This is a genomic window from Paenibacillus sp. Soil766 (assembly GCF_001428105.1).
Classification (GTDB): Bacteria; Bacillota; Bacilli; order Paenibacillales; family NBRC-103111; genus Paenibacillus_E.
This window is the reverse complement of sequence record NZ_LMSJ01000001.1, coordinates 24,257-45,712: the sequence shown is the minus strand read 5'-3', so window position 1 is coordinate 45,712 and position 21,456 is coordinate 24,257. Positions and strand designations below refer to the sequence as shown.

Below are 21,456 nucleotides of genomic sequence, written 5' to 3'. Positions count from 1 at the left end.
GCAGTGTTAGACCATACACAACTACAGGGGAGCTGAACCAATGAAAGACGATACAGGCTGCAAGCACATGAAACTGTGGTACCGCCAACCGGCTGAGGAGTGGGTCGAGGCGCTGCCTGTCGGCAACGGCCGCTTGGGCGGCATGGTCTATGGCGGTATCAAACGCGAGCAGATTGCGCTCAACGAGGATACATTGTGGTCTGGTACGAAGCGGGAGGTAGAGCGCGAGGAACTGTTGCGCTACTTAGAGGAGAGCCGCAGGCTCATCTTCGCAGGCCGCTACAGCGATGCTCAAGCAGTGATTGAAGAGCATATGCTGGGGCCGGTGGGCAATGCGTTCCAGGCAATTGGCGATCTGGAGATCGTTATGAACCATCCTTCCTCGGTGGAAGATTATCGGCGTGAGCTTGATCTGCGCACCGGTTTATGCCGGACCGAATATGTGTTGTCGAGCGGAGTGCGGATAAAGCGGGAGGTGTTCGCGTCAGCAGTCGATCAGGTGATAGCGGTGCGGCTCGAAGCCGACCGTACAGGGGCAATCGGGCTGGAGGCGGCGCTCACAAGCCGGCTTAATTACGGCGCCCGGAAATTTGGAGTCGACCGCATCATCTTGACTGGTGCAGCGCCTAGCCTGCTGGATCACGAGAAAGAACTATCGGAAGATACAGTCGTTTATGAGGAAAATAAAGGCATCAAGTTTCAGGTTCATCTTCAGGCAATCCTTGAAGGTGGAAATGTCGAGACGCATGGCGGAAGACTAGTCGTAAAAGGAGCGGATGCAGTAACGCTGCTGTTAACCGCAGCGACCAGTTTTAACGGGTTCGACCGCGATCCCGCTCTCGAAGGGGTGGACCCGCGACCGCGTTGTGACGCATGGCTGAATGATGCGGCGAAGCTGAGCTACACCGAGCTGCGGGAACGCCATATAACGGACACCACACAGTACTTCGATCGCGTGATACTGGAGCTTGACGCGCCAAGCCGTGATGACATCCCGACCGATGAACGGATCGCGGCCGTACTGGCAGGTCAAGCGGATGAGCGGCTTACTGAGTTATTCTTCCAGTTCGGCCGCTACCTGATGATAAGTGCTTCGCGTCCTGGCACGCAGGCGACGACGCTGCAGGGCATCTGGAATAATATGACGAAGCCGCCATGGTCTTGCAACTATACGACGAATATTAATACTCAGATGAACTATTGGCCGGCTGAGGTCTGCAATCTCGCGGAGTTCCACGAACCGCTGTTCGATTTGCTGGAAGATTTGCGAATCGCCGGAGCGCGTATGGCAAAGGCTTATTATAACTGTCGGGGCTGGGCTTCGCACCACAACGTCGATCTGTGGCGTAATACGAGTCCTTCCCAAGGATCGGCAAGCTGGGCGTTCTGGCCGATGGGCGGCGTATGGCTGTGCCAGCATTTGTGGGAGCATTACGCTTACGGCGTTGATCAGGATTTCCTTCGGAATAAGGCTTATCCGATTATGAAGGAAGCGGCACTGTTCTGTCTCGACTACTTGGTGGAGGATGGTGAAGGGAATCTCGTCTCGGTGCCGTCGACGTCACCGGAGAATACATTCCTTGCACCTGATGGACAACGGGCTGCGGTAAGTATGAGCTCCACGATGGACATCGCACTTATGCGTGAGCTGTTCACGAACTGTATCGAAGCTGCGCGTGTTTTGAAAACGGATACGGAGTTCAGACAATCATTGCAGGATGCTCTGGAGCGGCTGCTTCCGCTGCGAATCGGTCAGCACGGCCAATTGCAGGAATGGTATCGCGACTTTGAAGAAGCAGAGCCGGGCCATCGACATACCGCCCATCTGTACCCGTTGCATCCGGGAAATCTGATTACGGTTCGCGGTACGCCTGAACTGGCAAAGGCCGCCCGTGTCAGCCTAGATCGCCGTCGTGTACACGAAGGCGAGGATACGATCGGCTGGTGCTATTCGTGGAATATTAGCATGTATGCGCGTTTGGAGGATGCGGAGATGGCACATTCATATTTGACAAAGCTGCTGGGCAATCCATTTCCGAACCTGTTCAATGCGCACCGCCATCCCAAAATCACATTCTATCCGCTCACAATCGAAGCCAATTTCGCCGCTTCGGCAGGCATCGCCGAGCTGCTCATGCAGAGCCATGCTGGCGAATTGCATTTGCTGCCTGCGCTCCCGAAAGCTTGGCCTACTGGCCGGATTAGCGGGATACGCGCCCGTGGCGGTTACGAGCTCGATCTGGACTGGGCGGATGGGAAGCTGCGGAGCGCAGCTATCCGAACTTCACAGTCTGGACGCTGCCAAGTGCGCACAGCAGTGCCAATTGCGGTAGAAGTCGCAGATTGGGAGCAGGTAGAAGATGGTGTGATCGCGTTCACGGCCGAAGCTGGCCGAAGCTACACGATCACTGCTAACGTTGCACACACTAGCTCCAAATAGATCGTCCTTGCCAAAGAATAAGGCGCAAAGGACTGTAGAAAATTCTGGCGTGTTTAAGCACAGATTTGATAACAAAAGTAGTCGGATTTTTGAATGGTCATCACTCCTATTCGTAGACTATCCTTAAAAGGATAGATGTTAGAGGCGAAAAAGCATAACGAGTCATACGCAACGACACCGTAAGTGGAGGGGTACCTAATGACGATACGCGTTTCAAATTGTAAAACCGAATATACACATAATCCCATTGGCCTCGATGTCCTTAAACCCCGGCTATTCTGGCAATTGCACGCTGCTCAAAGTGGGGTGGTGCAGAGCGCTTATCAAATTAGGGTTGCTACTTCACCTGATAAGCTTGAGCATAACCAAGCAGACATGTGGGATAGTGGCAAAGTTAGCTCGAACGCTTCTACTCATGTGCAATATGAGGGTAAACCACTTCAATCTGAAGGAGCGTATTATTGGCAGGTTCGCATCTGGGACGGAGCGGATGAGCGATCTGAATGGAGCAAGACGGCGTATTGGATGATGGGGATTTTATCACGCGGTGAATGGAAGGCGCAATGGATCGGACGCAGGTCCGAGCATGGCATACTCATGCAGCCCTCCCCCTTTTTTAGAAAATCGTTTGAAGTCAAGAAAAAGGTGCGCAGGGCTATCGCTTACGCTACAGCATTAGGTGTATATGAGTTGAATTTGAATGGTGAGCGGATCGGCGATCGATTTGCTCCAGGATGGACAGATTATAACATCCGCGTACAAGTTCAAGCCGTAGATATGACAGATAAAATAAGAGTTGGCGATAATGTTTTTGGCGTTATTTTGGGGGACGGTTGGTATGCCGGAACTGTTGGTTTTCTCGGAGATAAAGTATATGGAGAAAGACCTTTTTTCCTCATGCAGGTAACCATTGATTATGAAGATGGAACAATGGAAAGGATCTTAACGGATCATACGTGGATGACGAACAGAGGACCTATTCAATATTCCGATATGATCAAAGGGGAAGCTTACGATGCCAGAGAGGAGTTAATCGGATGGCATGAGCCTGGCTATGATGATTCGTCTTGGGAAATGCCGGATGTACGTGCCGGATATAACGGGCTACTTGTGGCTGCAATTGAACCTCCAATCCGCATAACACAAACGATAAAACCGATCAGCATCAACAAGACAGCTGCAGGTACCTACATTTATGATATGGGCCAGAATATGGTCGGTTGGACGGCAGTGAAGGTGCAAGGTGAACGCGGAACCGCACTGATGCTAAGTCATGCAGAGATGTTGAATCCGGACGGCACTTTGTATGTAGAGAACTTGCGCGAAGCTCGCCAGCAGGATCATTACATTTTGAATGGAAACGGTTTAGAGAGCTATGAGCCTCACTTTACGTTCCACGGCTTTCGTTATGTGGAGTTGATTGGATATCCAGGAGAGCCTAATCTGGATACGATCGAAGGGAAGGTTGTTCATTCTGATACGCCAGTCACGGGGAAGCTGGAGACATCAGACCCGATGGTGAATCAGTTGTATTCCAACATCACTTGGGGGCAACGCGGTAATTTCTTATCCGTACCGACGGATTGTCCGCAACGGGATGAGCGGCTAGGTTGGACGGGTGATGCACAAATTTTTGCCCGTACAGCAGCTTACAATATGGATGTATCCCGGTTTTTCAGTAAATATGTCTGGGATATGGTGGATTGTCAGCAGCCGTCAGGTGCTTTTACCGATGTGGCTCCAGATGCTGGCTGGATCCGCTATAAGAACTGGAGTACGAGGCTGAATTGGTTCGCACCGGACAACTCCGGTTGGGGAGATGCCGGCGTCATTATTCCATGGACGCTCTATGTAATGTATGGAGATAAACGGATCCTTGAAACGCATTACGAGGCCATGGTCAAATGGGTGAACTATTTAAAAAACACAACCGATGAGCTGGTACGCCCTGGTTATGCTAATTATGCCGACTGGCTATCGATAGGTGCTGACACGCCGAACGAAGTGTTGGCTACCGCTTACTTTGCCTACAGCACGAAGCTGATTGCACAAATTGCAGGTGTATTGGGGAAAACCCACGATGCGGACCAATACCAGACCTTATATGAAGATATAGCTAGCGCTTTCCGCAAAGCTTTTGTCGCGGATGATGGTCAAATTCACGGCGATACACAAACGGTTTATGTCTTAGCGCTACAATTCGGACTCTTAACGGAAGATCAGCGGAAACAAGCGCTGGAGCGTCTTGTAACTGACATCCAGCGGCGTGGGGACCGATTGTCGACGGGATTTCTTGGAGTAGGCTACTTATTGCCAACGCTGACGGATAACGGCAGTCTGGACGTCGCTTATAAATTGCTTACGCAAGAAGCGTTCCCATCTTGGATGTATTCGATTAAACACGGTGCAACCACGATCTGGGAACGCTGGGATGGGTGGACGGAGGAGCAGGGCTTTCAGACCCCTTCGATGAATTCATTCAATCATTACTCTCTTGGCTCCGTTGGTGAGTGGATGTTCCGATATATGGCTGGCATTGAAGCGGATTCTGAGTTACCTGGATTTCAGCATGTGATCATAAGGCCTAAGCCTGGTGGGAACTTAAGCTGGGTAAAGGCAAGTTATGAATCGTTATACGGATGCATCAAAGTGGAGTGGCATCTATCGGATGAAGGGGACTACCATCTACATGTCGATATTCCTGCCAATACGACAGCAACGATCCATATTCCTGGTCAAACAGAGACGACACATAGGATCGGATCAGGAAGTTATATGTTTGCGAACGCTTCCATGTTAAAATAAGGGCGAGATTCTTTTGGACTGACCGGAATTAGTAAGAAGGTGTGAGTGCTGCTGCCTTCCATCTGATTCCGGCTGTTTTCGCATAGAAAGTGGAGGCGGGTCATCATAATGCATGGGATAGAAAGGTTTAGAAAGAAGCTAGAGAACCTATTTCCGAGAATTCGGACGATGCTGTTATTGAGTTATTTTATTATCATTCTCTTCTGCATTACATTAATCGGTACGGTTTCATTTTACATTTCTTATAATTCCATGGCGGAACGCGTGGAAACCGCCAGTTCCCAAATCGTCCGGCAAATAGAGTTCAATATGGATAATGATTTTCATAATAAACGAAATCTGCTCCTTGCACCTTATTATAATCAGGAATACATTGACAACATTAATGCTTATCCAGCAATGGAGAATCAGAATAAATTTCTATTTCGGCAAAAGTTAGGGGATTTATTTTTAAAAAGCTTTAACATTACGCCGATTCCGGATTTTATACGGTTTCAAATTTTTTACAGCAACGGCGAACTGCTCAATTCCTCCGACAATACCTCATTCGGAAGTCCTAATCAGGTATTAAGTTCGGAATGGTTTAAGCAGACGGTTGCGAAAGATGGTCTTGTGAACTTTTTCAGCTCTTCTTCCTTAAACGGACAGGAGGAGAATTCAACTGCCTATTCCACCTCGATGCTAATTCGCGATTTTTCCAATCCGATCGGTTTTATCGTCGTGCGTGCTGATTATAATTTTGGCCTGTTTAAAGGGATCGGTCAGCGTTCTGACCTGACGAAGAACAGTCGTTTTCTTATTTTGAATGAGCTTAATATTCCGATTTATGACTCGGCAGAAGGTCATGAAGCCGCCATCGATGTGGACACATTATCCCAGATGAAGGAGGCCGGGGGAAAATTTTGGACAGGTGGCGGGGATCGGACCCAGCTGGTTTCATACACGCGATCTTCCTACTCCAACTGGAAAACCGTGCTTATCATGCCTAAAAAAGAAATATTCAGCTCGCTAAATTCGATAAAGACGACAGCTATTTGGACAGCGTTGGCTGCTTTTTTCGTGACGGCGATCTTATCTGTACTGTTCGGTAGAAGCATAACGAATCCGATTCTTCATCTATACAAAACCGTCAATCATATAAAACGCGGCGATTTCTCCGTGAGGGTCGATATTCAAAGAAAAGATGAGATCGGCCGAATCGCGATGAATTTCAATGACATGCAGGATGAATTGCAGAAACAGATTGAAACCAAGTATGTATATCAAATTAAACTGCAGCAGATGGAGCTTGCTATGCTTTACTCCCAGATTAATCCGCATTTTCTGTACAACACACTCGATAGCATTAAAGCAATGGCAGATTATTATGATGTTGAGGAAATTGGCCAAATGTCGCAGTCCTTAGCCGATATGTTTCGCTATAACACGAAGAATTCGGACGAAATCGTCACACTCCAAGAAGAACTGGTTCAGATCGATGCGTATATCAATATCCAAAGCATTCGATTTGACGGTAAAATTGACTATCGCGTAGAAATCGAAGAAGACTTGTACAACTATCCCATGTTAAAAATGACCTTACAGCCGTTAGTAGAAAATGCTGTATTTCACGGTATCGAACGTAAAAGAGGGAAAAGTACGATTCAACTTAAGGCTTGGAAGGAAGCCGAATGGGTCTATATCCAAGTCAACGACGATGGCGTAGGTATCTCTGAGAAACGTCTAGCACAAATCCTGGCTTCTCTAAGTCAGCCGCTCTATCAGGAGGATTACAAGCTGTCTGCCGCAAGCGGCGGTATCGGTATTCAGAATGTGTATGCGAGGTATACGATACGATATGGCGAACAGTTTCAATTTGGCATTGAAAGTAAGAAAGGCGAAGGGACTGGCGTAACCTTGAAGCTAGCCTCTCAATTAGGTTAGGAAGTAGGGATGTAGGAATTTTCAACATATAAAGTCGTTATCGTGCATGGAGCTGAAGTAAGCGTTTGCAATATAATCAAATCTGTAAGCAGTACTAAAGGAGGGTTACAGAAAATGAGGAATATGAAAACGGTAACATTGTCTGCATCAATAGCGGCAGTAATGACATTAACGGCCTGCGGAAGTGAAAGCGCAAGCACGGCGAGCAGCACGCCAGCAGCTACGACACCAGCAACAACAGCAGCCGCATCAACACCTGCTCCCACGAAGAAAGATCCTGTCACACTGACATTTGCGATTGCAAATACAGTTGATGCAACACCTTTTACTAAGATTTTTAAGGAGTTTGAAGTGAAAACGGGCAATAAGGTCGAGTTGCAGGCACTGCCTGGCGGCGATTTCGACAACATGATGAAAACGCGCTTTTCTACTGGAGACTTTCCAGATCTATTCCTCATGCAGCCTGGACCTAAGCAATACGTTAAACTGAGAGCATCTGAAACGCTTCGCGAGTGGTCGGGTGACAAAACGGTATGGGATCGCATTATTCCGACGATGAAAGATTTTCAATCCGATACGAGTAAGAAAATATATGGTGTCCCTTTCGGTGCTACTGGGATGATGGGCATTTATTATAACAAAGACGTATTTGCCAAGGTGGGCGTTCAGCCTCCGAAAAACTATGCGGACATGATCGAAAGCGCTAAGAAAATCAAGGCAGCAGGAGTCACGCCATTCTATGAAGGAGTCAAAGACGGCTGGCCGCCGCAAGTATTCTACTTTACAGGATGGGTATCGAATGTGGATCCGGCAATCGGGGACGCAGGCGTACAAAATATAGAGAAGAATGCGCTCAAGCTAGCCGATATTCCGGCACTAAAAGACCTTTTTGCCAAACAAAAGGAACTTAAAGATCTCGGACTGTTGCAGCCGAACCCACTTGCCGGCACATTTGATGAGCTGCAAAATTTGATGGGCGAAGGCAAAGTTGGCATGGCGTTTATGCTAGATGGGATTATACCGCAATTAGAGAAAAAATTTGGCAAAGATTTTGTAACGAATAAAATCGGATTCTTCCCATTCCCTTCCGCAACGGATGCGGGCACAGCGATGATTACACCGCCGAATCAACTGATGATTCCAACCAAAGCCAAAAATGCGGATGTGGCGGCAGATCTAGTCAAATTCATGATTTCGCCGGAGATGGTTGATCTTTACTACGCAACGAGCCCAGGTATCCCGATTTTCCAAGGCGCTAAGAGCAGTTTGTATCCCGTACAGCAAACAGTGAAAGATTTGATAGATGCGAATAAAGCGAAAATTAACGTACAAAACCGTTTGACACCAACCTTTGCTGATTTCCAAAAAACATTGCAAACCTTCTTCATCGATGGCGATGTGGATAAAGCGCTAAAGGAATTCTCGGCGAACTATGAGAAAGACGGGAAAGCTAAACTGCTGGACGGCTTTAAGTAAGCTGTTGTAAATCCAAGAAGTAGATCCGGTCGGTACTTGCTTCCGACCGGAACATTAGCGTAAAGGAGGGAAGAAGAGATGGGAAAAATGAGATATCCGCTTTATTTTTCATTCCCGGCTCTCGCGATATTTCTATTGTTTTTTATTACCCCAACGCTCATTGGGTTTTATTACAGCTTCACGGATTGGAACATAAATGCAGAGCAAATTCGCTTTAATGGCATAGATAACTATATCGAGCTTTTCAAAGAACCACGGTTGAAAACGGCACTGTTGAATACACTTATTTTTGCGGCGGTCGTCACCTTGATGCAAAATTTTTTGGGATTAGGTTTGGCCTTAATCTTAAATGAAGCACTTAAACTGCGAAATTTACTGCGCATGATCTTCTTTATGCCTTATGTGATTGCGCCGATTGTAATAGGCTATATTTTTCGAGCGATTTATCACCCTGAGCACGGCATTGTCAATACCATTTTGGACAAAGCAGGTCTTCAATTTCTGGTACATGATTGGTTAAATGATCCTAGGTATGCGTTATTCTCGATCATCGTTACCGATCTGTGGCGTGTTGCTGGATTCTCCATGGTTGTGTATTTGGCCGGATTGCAATTTATTCCGAAGGATTTAATTGAAAGTTCCGCCATGGACGGGGCGAAATATTGGCAACGTTTTCGATCCATTATTTTCCCGTTGCTAGCTCCAGCACTAACTGTGAATGTGCTACTTTCCATGATTGGGTCAATGAAGGTGTTCGAAATGGTTATGGTTCTGACAGAAGGGGGTCCTGGATACACCACTGAAGTCTTCTATACCTATATTCGCGGAATGTTCAGTACGGGTTTATTCGGTTATGCGACAGCAGTTAACGTTGTTTTGTTCATTCTTGTGAGCATCGTAGGCATCCCTGTGCTTGTCGCGATGAAGAAGAGAGAGGTCGAAATGTGATGCAGAAAAAGTGGACACTCTGGATTCTGGAAATCGTCGCTATTTGCTTAGCCTGTCTTATTATCATTCCGTTTCTGATGATATTGTTTAATTCATTTAAAGATATTAGGGAATCAGCGCTATTCGGCCTTTCCCTTCCGTCGAGTTGGCAGTTCTCTAATTATAAGGAGGTCTTTCAGCAAGCCAATATTTGGCGAGGATTCAAGAATAGTATCTTGATTTCAGTTTTGGTTGTCTTCAGTGTAAATGTATTTGCCTCAATGGCTGCTTTTATCATTCAACGCAGAGATAACAGGTTCTTGCAAGGGGCTTACTACATGTTCATCATGGGCTTAATTGTACCGGTGTCCATCGTACCAACGATTAAGCTGCTCGGCGATTTGCATATTCGAGGTACATATTTCAGTTTGATTATGTACTATACAGCGGTACTGCTGCCTTTTGCCGTGTTTTTACTTGTAGGTTTTATGAAGTCAATACCGAGAGAATTGGATGAAGCGGCGCTGTTAGAAGGATGCAGTTATTTCCGGCTATATTGGCAAATCATTTTGCCGCTATTGCTCACAGTGCTAGTGACGGTATCGATCGTCGTGATGGTATCGGTCTGGAACGATTTCTTTGGGCCGTTTTATTTGATGACAGACAGCACAAAATGGACAATTGTCCTGCAAATCTTCAATTTTGTAACGATGTACAGTACGAATTGGGGTGTCGTGTTTGCTTTCATGATACTTGTCATCTCACCGATTCTCATTATTTACTTGCTGCTCCAACGCTATATTATTGATGGGCTGACAGCAGGTTCTATGAAAGGTTGATCAGAACATCATCGAGTGCTTTTAGGAGGGATAGGAAATGCGAAGAGTCATCATTGTTGATGATGAAAAGTGGATTCGTAGAGGGTTGATTCAGTCCATTTCCTGGAACGAATGGGGCTTGGAACTTGTAGGCGAAGCAAGTGACGGGAGAGAAGGCTATGAAATGGCTTTGGATAAAAAGCCAGATCTGCTATTCCTCGATATGCGAATGCCGGGTCTCGATGGCAAACAACTGCTCGGCTTGTTGAGCCAAGAGTTGCCAGACCTCCAGACGATTGTGATCAGCGGGTATTCGGACTTCGAATATACGAAAGAAGCGATTCGCCATAAAGCCTTTGACTACCTGCTAAAGCCGGTTAAAAAGGAAGAACTTGCAGCTGTGGTGGAAAAGGCGCAACTCGTGTTTGAGCGACGCGAAGCAGAAAAGCGCAAAGCTTCTCGCGCGCAAGGCGAGGATTGGCTGCGTCAGCTGTTGCTTCATTCCGAGGAACGAGAGGAAGTCTTCGTTCCTTCCAGTTGGCAATCGGGTGAATATGCTATCTTGCTAGGGCGCATGGATACCTTCGATGAGCAGCGTGATCTGTTTCGAATGCTGCCCGCTCTTCACGAACAATTAGATCGGATGAAGCCCTTTCTTTTCGGTGGACAATGGGAGTTTGAAGTGATCTTGCTGCAAGAAAGCAGCCGTGAAATAGTGGTTGCACTCTGTGGGCTTCAGCTGGAGTCCAAAGATGTAAGCAGGCTGCATGAGAGTGTACTTTCAGTCTTGAAGCAAGTGGGCTGCGGTAGTTTTAGCTTCGGTCTGAGCACGAGGAAGGGCTCGATTCTGAAGCTTGAAGAGTCGTGCATCGAAGCGAGAAAAGCATTATTATGCAAGCCGATAACTGCCGTTAGTGCTTTGATTTGTTCTGTTAAGAACATAGGACATGGATCTGGGATTTATCCGCAGGACATAGAGAATTCCATCTTGTGGGGGCTGCAAACGGGGAACAAGATGACGGTGGAAGAAGACTTAGAGCGATTTTTTGCCGTGTTTAAGAGTGACGCAGTGACCGTTGGGCAATTGCATTGGAGTACCGATATACTCCTGCATGCCGTGGAGAAGCAATTGCAAGCGAAGGAAGTTACAATGGAGGAAATTTGCGGCAGAAATGCTTTGATGGTCTCAGAATGGATTCATGGGCGCAATGATGTGGCAGCGGTGAAAAAGATTTTCAAAGATGAATTGCTCCCGGCTGTGCTCCTCTTCTACAGTCAATCTGGAGAAAAGCAGGGAGAGAAGGTCGTCATTGAACTGAAGAAGTGGATAGAGATCAATTACGACCAGTCCCTATCTTTACATCAAATTGCTAGTAGTTACTATTTGAATCCTGACTATTTGAGTCGGATATTCAAAAGGATGACGGGCAAGAACTTCGTTGACTATGTAACGGACATTCGCATGCTAAAAGCTAAAGAACTGATGGCTAAATCGAACTATAAAAATTATGAGGTCGCACAAAAGGTTGGCTATGAGGATTACCGGTATTTCAGCCAGATTTTTAAAAGAAAAGAAGGCATGACCATCGGTGAATATCGCAAAGCAATCGGCCAGGCGGACCTACAAGGAGCGATAAATGTATGTCGAAACGTTTAATTCCCGATACACTTATGCTGGAGGAACGTGCGGGCCACGCCATCAATGCCATGATTGGCATGGCGGATCGCGATCATAACTATATTCCGTTTTTTGCTGCTGATTTGATGCATAAACCTGCCTTTATGACACATGGCGATTGGGATTACGGTTCATCACATGGACGAATGATCGACGGTCTCATCCTTGCTCGTCATATGTCAGGAGAGGAGTTCGGCAAGGAGGTTGAAGAGTACTATCGTGCGAATCTGCTGTCTTTTTTTAAGGAAGACGGCTTGAGTTATAGACAGATTAACCCAACGCGTGATTGGGAGCCCAATGCAAATCTGATTGATCAGCGGGCTGTCATTTTATCTTTGACATCATGGTATATGGAATCCGGCGACCCGAAGGTGAAAGAAGTGGCTGACCGCCATGTGGCGGCATTAAAACGTATTGCGATTAAAGAGCGCGATGTTTGGTATTATCCGGCTTCGGAATATAAAGAAACGGGTTGGCCTTCGCGTAACGCGATACAGCTGCGTTTAGCGCCCGATCCGGCAGCATTTTGCGGTCGATTGGTGATGCCTTTATTGAAATATCATGAGTTGACGGGCAATCAGGATGCTTTTGAACTGTGCCAATTTTTCACAGCGCTGATCATAGAACGAAGCGGCGTGTTTAATCAAGACGGCAGCTTCAACGATTCTCTTGCGTATCGGAGCGGACATTTCCATACACGCATTGGTACGCTTGATGCGATCGCGAGATTTGGTGTATTTACAGGCGACGCCGCCATGCTGGCTTGGGTCAAGAAAAGCTACGATTGGGTGTTAACCAAATGTACAACTTTTGGGTGGACACCAGGAGACTTGCATGAACAAGCGTATGAACATGAAACATGCTCGCTGGTTGATTTGATTGCTACGGGGATAACCTTAGCGCAAAACGGTTATGTGGAATATTGGGGAACCGTGGAGCGGTTCTTGCGCAACCATCTGGCAGAATCCCAACTGCTAGATCTGGATTGGGTAGAGGAAACAGCCGATAAGTCCGATGACATTCCTGCGAACAAAAGCTTCTATAAAGTAGCGGAGCGCACGCGAGGCTCCTTTGCAGGTTACTCGGCGCCTAACGACTTTGTGTGCGATGTGAACGAAGGGCGCGGTCATACGAACGATCTACAGATCTGTTGTCTAGGCTCTGGAACGCGCGGCCTCTTCATGGGTTGGAGTCACACGATCACGGAGAAAAAAGGCACGATCAGCGTCAATTTCCTTTTAAACCGTGGTTCGAAATGGCTTGATGTCAGCTCCTACCTGCCTCATGAAGGGAAGGTCGTCCTCGATATTCACACGGATATTGCACGGCTGCAAATTCGAATTCCAGAGTGGGCTGGCTTTACGAAAATCAAGTATGTGCGTGAACGTGATGGTGAAGTGACCGAGGGGAAGGGCAGCGAAGAGAGCAGCTGGGTGAACAAGCATTTCCTCTTGCTTGGTTCCGCAGTCGCAGGGGAGAAAATCACGGTGACCTTCCCGCTGAGCTTACGCAAAACGATAGAGAATGCGGTTGGCCAAACCTTTGAAACCGAATGGCGCGGGGACGATGTCGTAAATATAACGCCACAAGGCAAGAAAAAGCCGTTGTACAGCGGGCGGCAAGTGTTTGAAGAGGCGCCAATGCGAACTGGGGATTATCGCCGATTAGAGAAGGAATTTGTCTGGTAAGGCATGGAATCATTCGTTAATTCGCTCTCTGAGCGGATTGCACAAGGAGGAGTACGATGCAAACCGTAGTTGCAGTCTACACAGGTCAGGGATTAGCAGACCCTTTGAAAAAGGTATTTCAAGAGCTGCTGCCGGATATTCGCCTGATTTCGATTATTGATGATAGCTTAATCGGTGATGTTAATCGTGCAGGACACATTCCCGATCACGTGTCTCGCCATCTGATTCAGTATTATCGGCATGCAGAGGAGCTTGGAGCAGACATTATTCTCAATACGTGTTCCTCTGTTGGGGATGTAGCAGAGGATGCGCGTTCAGCCATCGGGATACCGATTGTTCGAATTGATGAATGGATGGCTGCCAAAGCGGTTGCCAGCTATGCGCGGATTGGCGTGTTGGCAACGCTGCCGTCAACCTTGGAACCCACATTACGTCTTATTCAATGTAAAGCGGATGAAGCTGGAACTCAGGTGCAGCTCGTGAGCGGACTCGCAGAGGGGGCCTTCGATGCTTTGATCAGCGGTAAGCCGGAAGAGCATGACCGTCTATTGCTGGAAACTGCAAAGCGGGTTGCAGAAACGGCCGATGTGTTGGTATTGGCACAAGGTTCTATGGCTCGTATGGAGCAAGCGCTGGAGGAGGCGACTAGCAAGCCAGTTCTTTCCTCGCCTAGATCGGGTGTCGAGCAGGTGAAGGCGCTGCTTGATGCTGCCTTGGAGGCGAAAGAAGGTTCTTAATATGGCTTGGATCAGAGAAGGGGACAAGAGCATGAGGCAAGATCGGGTAACTGCTGTTTATTTGGTAGAAACAGCGTACACATTGGAACGGGCAGCAGCTTGTATCGCTGGCGAACAGTCAACGGGTACGTTCACGGCTGTCCCGGGAGAGACGTTGGTGCTCAAGGAGCTATATGGGGCAAAAGTAGAGGGAATTGAAGTGCTTGAGGAAGTGAACACCCCTTCACTTCCAGGGGCAAAGACGCCTCTGAATCATGACGGTCTCTATCGGCGTGGACGTGTGACGGTATCGTTTCCTCTCCATAATTTCGGACCCTCCATTCCTAATTTAATGTCTGCTGTTGCTGGTAATTTATTCGAGCTACAGGAGTTGTCAGGACTTAGATTACTGGATCTGGAGCTGCCTGACGCCTTTATGACACGATATCCGGGTCCGAAGTTCGGGATCGACGGAACAAGGAAGCTGACTGGCGTCTATGATCGCCCGATTCTTGGGACGATTGTGAAGCCGAGCATCGGATTAACGACAAGCGAATTATCAACATTAGTAGGGAAACTGGCGAGAGCTGGCATGGATTTCATTAAGGATGATGAGTTGAATGCGAATCCCCCTTGTGCACCTTTAGCTGATAAAGTTAAAGCGGTTATGGAAGCTGTCGAAAGGGCGGCAGATGCCACAGGCAAAAAGCTCATGTACGCATTTAACATTACAGGTGATTATGATGAGCTTCAAAGAAATCATGATTTGGTTGTAAAAGCAGGTGGTACCTGCGTGATGGTTAGCATCCTTAGCATCGGGTTGTCTGGGCTTGCGTTTGTGAACCAGTTCAGCGAAGTTCCGATCCATGGGCATCGCAATCAATGGGGAATGCTGACTCGTTCGCCGCTGCTAGGTATCGAATTTGCGGCCTTTCAGAAGCTATGCCGGTTAGCCGGAGCAGATCAGTTGCACGTGAATGGTCTAAATAGTAAGTTTTACGAGAGTAACGAATCGGTAGTTCGCTCTATAAAAGCTTGTACTTCCCCGCTCTTTGGCGGTTACAGTTCGATGCCAGTCGTATCCTCAGCTCAGTGGGCAGGGACTGCTCCGGCCACCTATGCAGCAACGGGAACGATGGATGTCATGCACTTGGCTGGCGGAGGCATGTTGGCGCATCCGGACGGTCCCGCAGCCGGATTTGAGAGTATGAAGCTAGGTTGGGAAGCAGCAGTTCAGGGCATACCCCTAGATAGATATGCCGCTCAGCATCCTACTTTGCAAAGGGCGATTGAGAAATACGGGAAGGGTGAGGGCTAGTGGACGAATTCCCTGTAGTAATAGGTCACGAAGCCGTAAGATCAGTGTCTAGACGGCTGCTCTGTTATTATGGTGATGATTTTACCGGTTCAACGGATGTACTCGAATCGTTATTTCATAACGGACTGAGAACAGTCTTATTCCTAGAACCTCCCTCACCTGAGGCGCTGGAGGGATTTCAAGATGTTGCGTGCTTCGGCGTGGCCGGGGTAGGACGTTCCTTAACGCCAGAAGAAATGGAAACGGAGCTTCGTCCGATTTTAACAACGTTAAAAGCAGTTGGAGCTGCTATCGTGCATTATAAAGTTTGTTCAACCTTTGACTCTTCGCCTGGTACAGGCAATATCGGCAAAGCAGCGGAAATTGGGCGGGATATATTCGGCAGCCGATTCATTCCACTGCTGGTCGGTGTGCCTTATTTGGGTCGTTATACCTTGTTTGGCAACCATTTTGCAAAAGGTGGAGGGAAGGTACATCGGCTAGATCACCATCCGACGATGTCCAAGCATCCTGTTACGCCAATGGCGGAATCAGATCTGCGAAAGCATTTGGCGCAGCAGACTGCTCTGAGAACAGCACTGTTGGATATTTTGGCTCTAGACGGTTCTGATGATGAGGTACGAGAGTGCCTTGAGAAGGTCATCCGTGAAGAAAAGCCTGATCTGCTTCTATTTGATGTCTTGGATGAGCGGCGATTGGAAGCAGCGGGGAGAGTTATTTGGGAAGAAGCAGAGGAGCAAGAAGGGTTATTTGTCATTGGCTCTTCCGGGGTCGAGTATGCACTCGGAGAAGTTTGGCGCAAAGCCTTAAGGACATCGGCGGGGGAGTGGGCCGAACCACCAATAAGAGAGAAGAGGGAAGTCTCTCAATCCCCCCTACTTGTTATTTCAGGAAGCTGTTCGCCGGTCACAGAGGAACAGATTGAACATGCCTTGCAAGCGGGATTTGTGGGTATTCGTGTACCCATTATCGAACTGATCATGTCAGAAACGCGAGAGGCAGCCCGCGTAAAGATGCAGCTAGAAGCACAAGAGTGGCTGTCCCAAGGGAAACATGTTGTGATTTATTCGGCAAGGGGTTTAAGTGATGAGAGCATCGAAGCTACACGCAAGGTAATGGCCGCTGAGGGAATTAGGTCAGAAGACAGCAGCCGATTGCTCGGCACGGCTCTTGGTTCTATAGCTAAAGAACTAGTAGGACAACTTGGAATTCAACGTATGTTGATTGCAGGAGGAGACACCTCAGGGTATGTGACGAGGGAGCTAGGTGTGTATGCTATAGAATGTATAGCTGCACTCGATCCGGGAGGGCCGCTCTGCCGTGCATATGCGAAAGACCCTCAGTTTGAGGGTCTTGAACTAGTACTCAAGGGCGGACAGGTCGGTACCGCGAATTTTTTTGAAAAGGTTGCTAGTTATAGATAATGTAATACTAAGCTCAGTTAACGTCTTCGTTGCACGAACAACCCAAAAACCATCGCACAATGGCTACATTGCGGGATGGTTTTTGGGTTGTGCTGCATAAAGTCATGGGATGGAGCTGTGTACTTGGACAAGAACATACTGTGCTTGACTAAATTTTAAACTGTGAGACTGATCTGTTCAAGGAATCAGCTTGCTCCGCTAGAGATTGACTTGTCGCAGCCGTCTCTTCGGCAGCAGCAGCGGCTTCTTCGCTTGCCGCCGCAATAGATTGCGCAGAATTAATGACTTCCGCTGATTGCGCAGCTTGCTCTTCGCTAGCGGCAGCTATCTCATTTACCATATTGGAAGTGTTATTTACTTTCTCGACAATTTCTCGGAAAGCTGTACCCGTTTGTTGCGTCTGAGCGACGCTATCTAGTACGGCTTGGACACTTGCCTTGGTATTTTCCTGCATGGTTTTAATAATCGAAGTGATCTGTTTGGTTGCTTCCCCGCTTCGCTCCGCGAGTTTTCTAACTTCATCCGCAACGACCGCGAAGCCTCTTCCTTGCTCGCCGGCTCTTGCTGCTTCAATAGCGGCATTCAAGGCTAGCAAATTCGTTTGTTGAGCGATATCATCGATAACTTCAATGATCTCTCCGATTTTGCTGGAATCGCTTTCCAGCAGCGTGACTTTCTTATTGACTACTTCCATTCCTTCTATTGACGCTTCTAAGACTTTACTTCCAGCCGTCGCTGTGCGAACCGCTTGCGATGACAATTCTGCGGCACCCTCCGCGCTTACAGCTACAGTACTAATCGCATCGGACAATTCTTTGAATAATTCCGTGATAATTTGCGCGTCACGTGATTGAGTCGTACTGCCACTTGCGATTTCCTCTGTGCTTGCGGAGATTTGTTCAGAAGCAGCAGCAACACTTTGTGAAGATTGAATGATGCCTCCTATCAAATTTTGCAGGTTACCCACCATATGATTAATAGAAGTGGAAAGCTGACCAATTTCATCCTTCGTATCGATATCTGATTTCTGACGTAAATCTCCTTCTGCAACTAACGCAACTAAACTTACGATCTTCCTAAGCGGTTTTACAATGATTTGGGAAATAACAATACCAAATATAAGGCTAAGAACCGCCGCCACGATAATAATGACGATCGTGGTTGTGCGAGCAGAAGCATAAACCGTATCGGCGCTCTCATTCGTATCTCCGGCAATCTTAATGTTCAAGCTGATCAGATTCTCCAGACTCTCTCTAAACTTGGACTCAGCTATGTTAAGCGGACCATTTTTAAAAGCAGTGAACTCTGTTGGATCATCTTGATAAGCCAGTTTTATGGCTGCATCGAATTGTTTGAAGTATTCTGATGTTGCATCATCCAATACTTTAACTAACTCAAGTTCCGGTTTTGTAAGCTGTGTATCTCGGTACATATTTATTTGATTGATAAGATCTTTTCTAAAATCGTTAATTTCTTGGTTGTATTTATCCATCTCTTGCTTGGATTGGGATAGACTGATATCGCGAAGACGGACTTTTGATTTTTCATAATCAATTTGAGCCGCAGATAAGTCCTTGACAGGCATTAAATTATTGTCATACAGGTTTTGCGCAATTAGGTTCATCGTTTGCAGATTCGAGATTGCGTAAATGCCTACAAAAGCCAATATCAGAGAAACAATCAAAAATGAAGAGATTAATTTAACAGATGTTTTCAAATTTAAGTACCATTTCATAACATTCACCTCATGTTGTTAGTTGGTTGTGCTATTTGCCAATAAGTTTTTTGATTACTGCAGAAATTTCAAGGATCAACGCGACTTTTCCGTTCCCCAGAATAGTGGCGCCGGATAGGCAATCGACTTTACCAATATACGAGCCTAATGATTTGATGACCACCTCTTGATTTCCCAAAAGCTCATCCACAGCAAGCGCGATACGCTTCTCTGCCGTGCCGACGATGACTAATTGTGTATGATTCCCATTACTCAGTTTCTTTTCGATTTGAAATTGTTCATGCAGCCATACGATAGGTATGATTTGATTTCTTAACACAATGACAGACTCGCCACGCATAGACTGAATCTCTTGTGGGGTTACTCTAATGATTTCGGCGATATTGCTCATCGGTATGATGAAAGTTTGTTCATTCAATTTTACAAGTAACCCTGTAATAATGGCTAAAGTGAGTGGAAGTCGGATTTTGAATTGAGTGCCTTTCCCAATCTCCGTATGGATATCAATAAGTCCATTTAATTTTTCAATATGGCTCTTTACGATATCCATACCTACTCCGCGTCCCGAGACGTCACTTACACTAGAAGCTGTTGAGAAACCAGAATGGAAAATAAAGTGGATGGCTTCTTTCTCCGTACACGTTCCAGCGTCCGCTTCTGCGAGAAGTCCTTTTTGGATGGCGGATTGTAAAATTTTGGACGCATCGATTCCCGCACCATCGTCTTCCACATAAATAATAACTTGGTTATCTTCATGAGCTGCGCGGATTTTTATCGTGCCTTTCGGGCTCTTTCCCTTCGCGATGCGATCTGCGGCTGATTCAATTCCATGGTCAAGCGCATTGCGAATAAGATGAATTAATGGGTCTGCAATTTCTTCAATTAAGGTCCGGTCCAGCTCCGTATCTTTGCCCTCAATGACCAGTTCCACATCTTTATTTAGTTTGAGAGCAAGGTCGCGCACCATTCTTGGGAACCGATTGAATAATTGTTCAATTGGCAGCATTCTTGCCTTCATGACACTGCCCTGTAATTCACTAATCACTCGCGACAAATGATCCGAGATCTGGCCCAGCTCTTCCATAGATTCGCTGAATGACGCACTTTGCCGGAGCAAGTTTCGCTCCACTTGACTAATCCGGGTTTGGTCAATAACTAACTCTCCAACAAGATTCATTAAATCTTCCAAACGTTCTACACTCACTCGTATCGTCTGGTTTTTATTGCCGTGTGTTTCGTTGCTTTTTTCCGGTGACAATTCAGCCGCAATTACAGGGGCAGGTACGATATCTTCTTCGAGTGAAGATTTACGTTGTAGGAAATCAACCTCAACCCCTACAACATCTATCATTGAATTGACGTAGTTTTTAATTTCATCTGCTGTTTGGTTGCCGGAGAACACATAGCTGATCTCTAATGACTCGTTCTTACCTTCTTCGATCATGTCGGGGGATGGGTCAGCGAATAACACCTCGCCCCAATCATGTAAGTTTTTGAACACAACATGGGCTCGCGCGCCTTTAATTAAGCTATCTTTGGAAATGGTTACACGAACCCAGCTGACAATAGCTCCCTTTTCCTGTGCCTCCTCAATTTTAGTTTCCATATAAAGGCTTAACGCATGCTTCGTCTTCTTTGTGTCCTGAACCACGTGTTCGTTGGTTTTCTCAGCCGCAAAGGCTTGGAGTTCAGCGAGCAATGGTAAAATATTGGACATCGTCTGATCGGTGCTTTCAATTTCTTTTTTCAGTTCTTTCAGTAAATCCAAGGATTTAAACAATAAATTAATAAGACCTATCGAAACTTCCATCCGATCATGTCGCACAAGATCCAAGAGATGTTCCATCTCATGAGTCAATTCCTTCATGGACTCGAATCCCATTGTCGCGGAAGATCCTTTAAGTGTATGTGCGGCTCGGAAAAGGTTTTGTATAACTCGATCGGTTTTCCCGTCTTGCTCCAGTTTCAATATACAATCATCGATAAGCTCTAACTGTTCTTCCAATTCTTCTAGAAAAACTTGTTTGTATTCTGTTAAAGACATGGATGTCAACTCCTAATCAGTTACGAAGCAAAACTTCTTCGAGCTTTAAAATACCAACCAATCCATGGTCTGTTATCCCAATTCCCGCGAAGTAATTGCCGCTTATGCCTCCAACACGATCCGGTGGCGGTTGAATGTCAGAGAGATTCGTAACTTTATTAACCCGATCCACAATAACGCCAACGGTATCCTCAACATGGTTAACGACTACAATCCGGGTGAACTTCGTATTCTCTTCTTCCATCAAGCCAAACATATTTCGTAAGGAAATGACCGGAATAATCCTGCCGCGAAGATTGATGACACCTTTTAAATAACCCAAAGCATTTGGAATTTGTGTAACATCTTGCATTTTGATGATTTCGTGGATATCTTGTATTCGAATTGCATAGGTTTCATTCCCTATGCCTAATTCCACATATTGCTCTTGTTCAGTCCTCTGCATATGAGCTGCTCCTTTTGCC

General features: G+C 46.7%; 14 protein-coding genes. 11 read left to right on the top strand and 3 right to left on the bottom strand.

Annotation, left to right across the window (positions count from 1 at the left end; translation table 11 throughout):
- Positions 1–40 precede the first annotated feature (40 nt).
- The 11 genes from ASG89_RS00145 to ASG89_RS00095 all read left to right on the top strand — a co-directional run bounded on the left by ASG89_RS00145 (position 41) and on the right by ASG89_RS00095 (position 17,213).
- Positions 41–2,440, top strand: coding sequence for a glycosyl hydrolase family 95 catalytic domain-containing protein (locus tag ASG89_RS00145; RefSeq protein ID WP_057308292.1), 2,400 nt, complete (start codon positions 41–43; stop codon positions 2,438–2,440).
- Positions 2,441–2,638: 198 nt separating this feature from the next.
- The gene (locus ASG89_RS00140) at positions 2,639–5,245 is read left to right on the top strand and encodes a glycoside hydrolase family 78 protein (protein WP_057308291.1); all 2,607 of its coding nucleotides are present in this window, start codon (positions 2,639–2,641) and stop codon (positions 5,243–5,245) included.
- A gap of 108 nt (positions 5,246–5,353) precedes the next feature.
- Positions 5,354–7,168 carry a sensor histidine kinase gene (locus tag ASG89_RS00135; RefSeq protein ID WP_057308290.1) on the top strand — a complete coding sequence of 605 codons (1,815 nt, stop codon included), beginning with the start codon at positions 5,354–5,356 and terminating at the stop codon, positions 7,166–7,168.
- Positions 7,169–7,282: 114 nt separating this feature from the next.
- On the top strand, positions 7,283–8,644 hold the full coding sequence (locus ASG89_RS00130; protein ID WP_057308289.1) for an ABC transporter substrate-binding protein: 1,362 nt from the start codon (positions 7,283–7,285) through the stop codon (positions 8,642–8,644).
- Positions 8,645–8,722: 78 nt separating this feature from the next.
- Positions 8,723–9,592 carry a carbohydrate ABC transporter permease gene (locus ASG89_RS00125; protein WP_057308288.1) on the top strand — a complete coding sequence of 290 codons (870 nt, stop codon included), beginning with the start codon at positions 8,723–8,725 and terminating at the stop codon, positions 9,590–9,592.
- Complete coding sequence (locus tag ASG89_RS00120) at positions 9,592–10,410, top strand: carbohydrate ABC transporter permease (RefSeq protein ID WP_057308287.1); 819 nt, start codon at positions 9,592–9,594, stop codon at positions 10,408–10,410. The genes ASG89_RS00125 and ASG89_RS00120 overlap by 1 nt, the downstream gene beginning before the upstream one ends.
- A gap of 37 nt (positions 10,411–10,447) precedes the next feature.
- Positions 10,448–12,046: a response regulator gene (locus ASG89_RS00115; protein ID WP_057308286.1), complete on the top strand. Its 1,599-nt coding sequence runs from the start codon at positions 10,448–10,450 to the stop codon at positions 12,044–12,046.
- The gene (locus ASG89_RS00110) at positions 12,031–13,755 is read left to right on the top strand and encodes a hypothetical protein (protein WP_057308285.1); all 1,725 of its coding nucleotides are present in this window, start codon (positions 12,031–12,033) and stop codon (positions 13,753–13,755) included. Before ASG89_RS00115 ends, ASG89_RS00110 begins: the two co-directional genes overlap by 16 nt.
- Before the next feature lie 56 nt (positions 13,756–13,811).
- Positions 13,812–14,492 carry an aspartate/glutamate racemase family protein gene (locus ASG89_RS00105; protein ID WP_057308284.1) on the top strand — a complete coding sequence of 227 codons (681 nt, stop codon included), beginning with the start codon at positions 13,812–13,814 and terminating at the stop codon, positions 14,490–14,492.
- 1 nt (position 14,493) lies between these two features.
- Positions 14,494–15,789, top strand: coding sequence for a ribulose-bisphosphate carboxylase large subunit family protein (locus tag ASG89_RS00100; RefSeq protein WP_321166454.1), 1,296 nt, complete (start codon positions 14,494–14,496; stop codon positions 15,787–15,789).
- Positions 15,789–17,213, top strand: coding sequence for a four-carbon acid sugar kinase family protein (locus ASG89_RS00095; protein ID WP_235549525.1), 1,425 nt, complete (start codon positions 15,789–15,791; stop codon positions 17,211–17,213). The genes ASG89_RS00100 and ASG89_RS00095 overlap by 1 nt, the downstream gene beginning before the upstream one ends.
- Positions 17,214–17,361: 148 nt before the next feature.
- Here the strand turns inward: ASG89_RS00095 and ASG89_RS00090 are convergent, their stop codons facing one another.
- Genes ASG89_RS00090 through ASG89_RS00080 form a run of 3 tightly spaced genes read right to left on the bottom strand, consistent with a single transcriptional unit; the run spans position 17,362 to position 21,437 of the window.
- Positions 17,362–18,948 (bottom strand): methyl-accepting chemotaxis protein, encoded by a 1,587-nt coding sequence (locus ASG89_RS00090; protein ID WP_057308283.1) that lies wholly within the window; start codon positions 18,946–18,948, stop codon positions 17,362–17,364.
- A gap of 31 nt (positions 18,949–18,979) precedes the next feature.
- A complete protein-coding gene (locus ASG89_RS00085; protein WP_063867609.1) occupies positions 18,980–20,992 on the bottom strand; it encodes a chemotaxis protein CheA in 2,013 nt (670 codons plus the stop codon).
- Positions 20,993–21,008: 16 nt separating this feature from the next.
- Positions 21,009–21,437 (bottom strand): chemotaxis protein CheW, encoded by a 429-nt coding sequence (locus ASG89_RS00080; protein ID WP_057308281.1) that lies wholly within the window; start codon positions 21,435–21,437, stop codon positions 21,009–21,011.
- Positions 21,438–21,456: the final 19 nt, after the last annotated feature.